This is a genomic window from Acinetobacter sp. UBA3025, from assembly GCF_002367915.1.
Taxonomy (GTDB): Bacteria; Pseudomonadota; Gammaproteobacteria; order Pseudomonadales; family Moraxellaceae; genus Acinetobacter.
On record NZ_DFDO01000061.1, the window covers coordinates 1 to 4,025 of the forward strand.

General features: G+C 44.0%; 4 protein-coding genes. All 4 read left to right on the plus strand.

Annotation, left to right across the window (positions count from 1 at the left end):
- Positions 1–753: transporter substrate-binding protein (locus B4J23_RS02500; protein ID WP_291358666.1), on the plus strand; the 753-nt coding region annotated here is incomplete at its 5' end.
- A gap of 94 nt (positions 754–847) precedes the next feature.
- Positions 848–2,485 (plus strand): urea ABC transporter permease subunit UrtB, encoded by a 1,638-nt coding sequence (urtB, locus tag B4J23_RS02505; RefSeq protein ID WP_291358667.1) that lies wholly within the window; start codon positions 848–850, stop codon positions 2,483–2,485.
- Between the two features lie 4 nt (positions 2,486–2,489).
- A complete protein-coding gene (urtC, locus tag B4J23_RS02510; protein ID WP_291358668.1) occupies positions 2,490–3,563 on the plus strand; it encodes an urea ABC transporter permease subunit UrtC in 1,074 nt (357 codons plus the stop codon).
- Positions 3,560–4,025: ATP-binding cassette domain-containing protein (locus B4J23_RS02515; RefSeq protein WP_291358669.1), on the plus strand; the 466-nt coding region annotated here is incomplete at its 3' end. The genes urtC and B4J23_RS02515, both read left to right, overlap by 4 nt.

Consider the following 4,025-nt stretch of genomic DNA (forward strand, 5'->3'; position numbering starts at 1 on the left):
AGTGAAGAAGGCGGTAAAGCAGAACGCTTTGTCTTACTAGGTACAGACTATGTTTATCCGCGTACCACCAACAAAATTCTTCGTGCTTTCCTGAAATCTAAAGGCGTTGCTGATGCTGACATCATGGAAGAGTACACACCATTTGGTCATAGTAATTATCAAACCATTGTCGGCAATGTGAAAAAATTTGCTGCAGGCAAAAAGACTGCGGTGATCTCAACCATCAACGGCGATTCAAACGTACCGTTCTATCGTGAATTGGGTAACCAGGGCATTAAAGCTTCTGATATTCCAGTTATGGCATTCTCTGTAGGTGAAGAAGAGCTTCGTGGTATTGATACAAAACCATTGGTTGGTCATTTAGCGGCATGGAACTACTTCATGTCCGTGAAAAATCCGAAAAATACCGAATTCAGCGGCAAGATGAAACAGTATGCTGTGGAATACAAATTGCCTAATGCAGACAAATTTGTGACCAATGACCCGATGGAAGCGACTTATGTGGGTATCAATATGTGGAAACAGGCGGTAGAAAAAGCTGGTTCTACTGAGGTGGATAAAGTTCGTGAAGCAATGGCGGGTCAGACTTTTGATGCACCATCTGGCTATCAGTTACAAATGGATGCTAATAACCATCATTTACATAAGCCGGTGATGATTGGTCAGATTCGTGGTGATGGCCAGTTTGATGTGGTTTATAAGACTCCGAAAACTATCGCTGCTGAGCCATGGAGTCCATACATTCCTAAATAATTTCCTCCAAAGCCTGCTGCTTCGGCAGTAGGCCTTTCTTGTTTTTCATCTCCCGGACGGGACAGCGTTAAATATATAAATAGGGAGGGCACTCATGTCCACTCGCCTAAATCTCGCGGCCATTTTTTTAATTTTGAGTCAGTGTTTGTGTCTCAATATAGTGCATGCGGAAACTCAATCTAGCGAAACAACCGTATCACAATCATCTCCACAGTCACTTGATGCCATTCAGCAGTTTGTTCGTGGGGACTTTGCCACTCGTCGTGCTTTATTAAACCAGTGGCCAGCCAGTGTTGAACAACTTGATCAGCTGGCAGAGTTTGTTGAAAAAGATCAGCTTTATACTGACAGTTCAGGCAATACTTATATTCTGGAAGCAGAAGACAAATTGGTCAGCTATCCAGATAAAAAAGCCGTTGAAACTTGGCCATCTGATTTATCGCAAATTACGTTGGTAAATACTTTAAATAAAGCACTGACCTTCGGTTTAGCAAAAAAGAAATTAAATTCAGACGAAGCCTCTCAGCGACTTGAGGCGATTGATATTCTGGAAAATAACTTGTCTGAACTTGATGCTCAGGCTATCAATCAGATGTATTTAAATGAAAAAAACAATACAGTTAAATCACGTTTTGCTCAGTTAAAAGCACGTCTGGATTATCAATCTGAAGATGTCCTGACCAAAATAGAAGCGGCAAAAGTTTTAAAAGATTCCAACAGACCAGACGTTCTTGCACTGGTTGAAAATGAACTGGCTCAGCCAAATCTGCATCCCGATTTAAAAGCAGCGCTGGTTGATGCCAGAAGTAGTATCAAAACCCGAATCCAGGCCAGTGAATGGACTGGGCATGTATTTTCTGGTTTAAGTACTGCCAGTATTTTATTGCTTGCGGCTTTAGGATTAGCCATTACATATGGCTTGCTTGGCGTGATTAATATGGCGCATGGTGAGCTGATCATGATCGGGGCATATACCACTTATGTAGTGCAAAGTTTCTTTAAATCCCATTTTAGTGGTTGGGTAGATTGGTATCTGATCGCAGCGATTCCTGCGGCATTCATTGTTAGTGCAGTGATTGGCATGCTGATCGAACGCACGGTGATTCGTCCTTTATATGGCCGTCAACTGGAAACCTTATTGGCAACCTTTGGCGTGAGCCTGATCCTGATGCAATTGGTGCGGATGATCTTTGGTGCACAAAATGTTGAAGTTTCTAACATTTCATGGCTTTCAGGCGGGATCTCGATTACTCCAAGCCTGATGCTGCCTTATAACCGTATTGCAATTATTGTCTTTACTGTAGCTGTCTTGCTGCTACTTGTTTATCTACTGAATAAAACCCGTTTTGGTTTATTTGTCCGTGCCGTAACGCAAAACCGTCAAATGGCTCGTGCTGTCGGTATCCGATCCAGCCGGATTGACATGATGGCATTTGGTCTGGGTTCAGGTCTTGCCGGTCTTGCCGGCTGTGCCTTGGCTCAAGTGGGTAATGTTGGGCCAGATTTGGGCCAGAACTACATTATCGATGCTTTCCTTGTGGTTGTTGTCGGTGGTGTTGGTCAGGTATGGGGTGCAGTTCTTGCCGCTTTGGGACTGGGTGTCAGTGGTACCGTACTGGAAATTGGTATGGGTGCAGTATTGGCAAAAATTATTCTCTTGGTTCTTGTGATTTTGTTTATTCAGAAACGTCCACAAGGTTTGTTTGCCATTAAAGGACGCTTTGTGGAGTAAGCCTATGAAAATCACATCATTACTTTCAGATAAACCTTATAGCGCACTCGCAATTGCGATCTGTTTTGTTATTTTACTGGCCTTGCCATGGTTACATTTATTGCCAGCGGATTCGAGCCTGCATCTGTCTGCTTATTGGGTCACTTTGATCGGCAAGATCATGTGCCTGGCGTTGGTGGCTTTAGCACTTGATTTGGTCTGGGGCTATGCCGGTATTTTAAGTTTAGGTCATGGCCTGTACTTTGCCTTGGGTGGTTATGCCTTTGGGATGTATCTAATGCGTCAATCAGCAGGTGATGGTTTGCCTGACTTTATGCGTTTTCTGAGCTGGACTGAATTACCCTGGTTTTGGGTGGGGACTAATCATTTCTGGTGGGCCATGATACTTGTGGTTCTGATACCAGGACTAATTGCCTTTATTTTCGGCTTCTTTGCTTTCCGCTCAAAAATCAAAGGCGTTTACTTCTCGATTATTACTCAGGCGATGACTTTTGCGGCAGCACTTTTATTCTTCCGCAATGAAACAGGCTTTGGCGGGAATAACGGTTTTACCGGTTTCAAAACCATTTTAGGCATGGACATCACATCAGCACCGATGCGTGCCAGCCTATGTTTTATCACGGCTCTGGTGTTATTGCTGTGCTTTGTTGGTCTACGCCATTTAATGAATAAACCTTATGGTCGTGTGCTTGGCGCGATTCGTGATAGTGAAAACCGTCTGCAATATTTAGGTTACCGCACCTTATGGTACAAGCTTTCAGCCTGGGTATTATCTGCTGTGATTGCAGGTATCGCTGGTGCACTGTATGTACCACAAGCCGGGATTATTAATCCGAGCGAAATGAATCCGGTGAACTCGATTGAAATGGCAGTCTGGGTAGCGGCTGGCGGTCGCGGTACCTTGATCGGTCCGATCCTGGGTGCAGGCTTAATTAATGCAGTTAAAACTTACTTTACTGTCGCTTATCCAGAAGCCTGGTTATTAATTCTGGGGGCATTATTTATTGTGGTCACCATCTTCCTGCCTAAAGGCGTGATTGGATTATTTGACCGTTTTAAAAAGGAGCGTAGCGAATGAGTGAAATTTTACAACCTCATGGCGGCCATGCTTCTGAAGGCTATGGCCGACCAAAAGAGCAAGGGCCAGATTTTAGTCATGGGATCGCACTTTATCTGGAAAAAGTCAGTGTCTGGTTCGATGCTTTTCGGGCCTTAAATGATTTATCACTGTATATCGAAGAAGGTGAACTGCGCTGCATCATTGGGCCAAACGGCGCGGGTAAAACCACGTTGATGGATGTCATTACCGGCAAAACCCGGCCGACTGAAGGTTCTGCATTTTTTGGCCAAACCTATAATCTGGCGAAAATGAGTACTGAAGAAATTGCAGAAGCTGGCATCGGGCGTAAATTCCAGAAACCCACGGTGTTTGAAAATTTCACCGTGATGGAAAATTTGCTCTTGGCTGCACCTAAAGATAAACGTGTTAAAAAAAGCTTTTTCAGCAAGCTCGATCCGGATGCACAAAATGCCTTGGATG

Excerpts from the sequence above, each read along its gene's own strand:
- urtC (WP_291358668.1), top strand. The coding sequence starts at position 2,490 with ATGAAAATCACATCATTACTTTCAGATAAACCTTATAGCGCACTCGCA.
- urtB (WP_291358667.1), top strand. The coding sequence starts at position 848 with ATGTCCACTCGCCTAAATCTCGCGGCCATTTTTTTAATTTTGAGTCAG.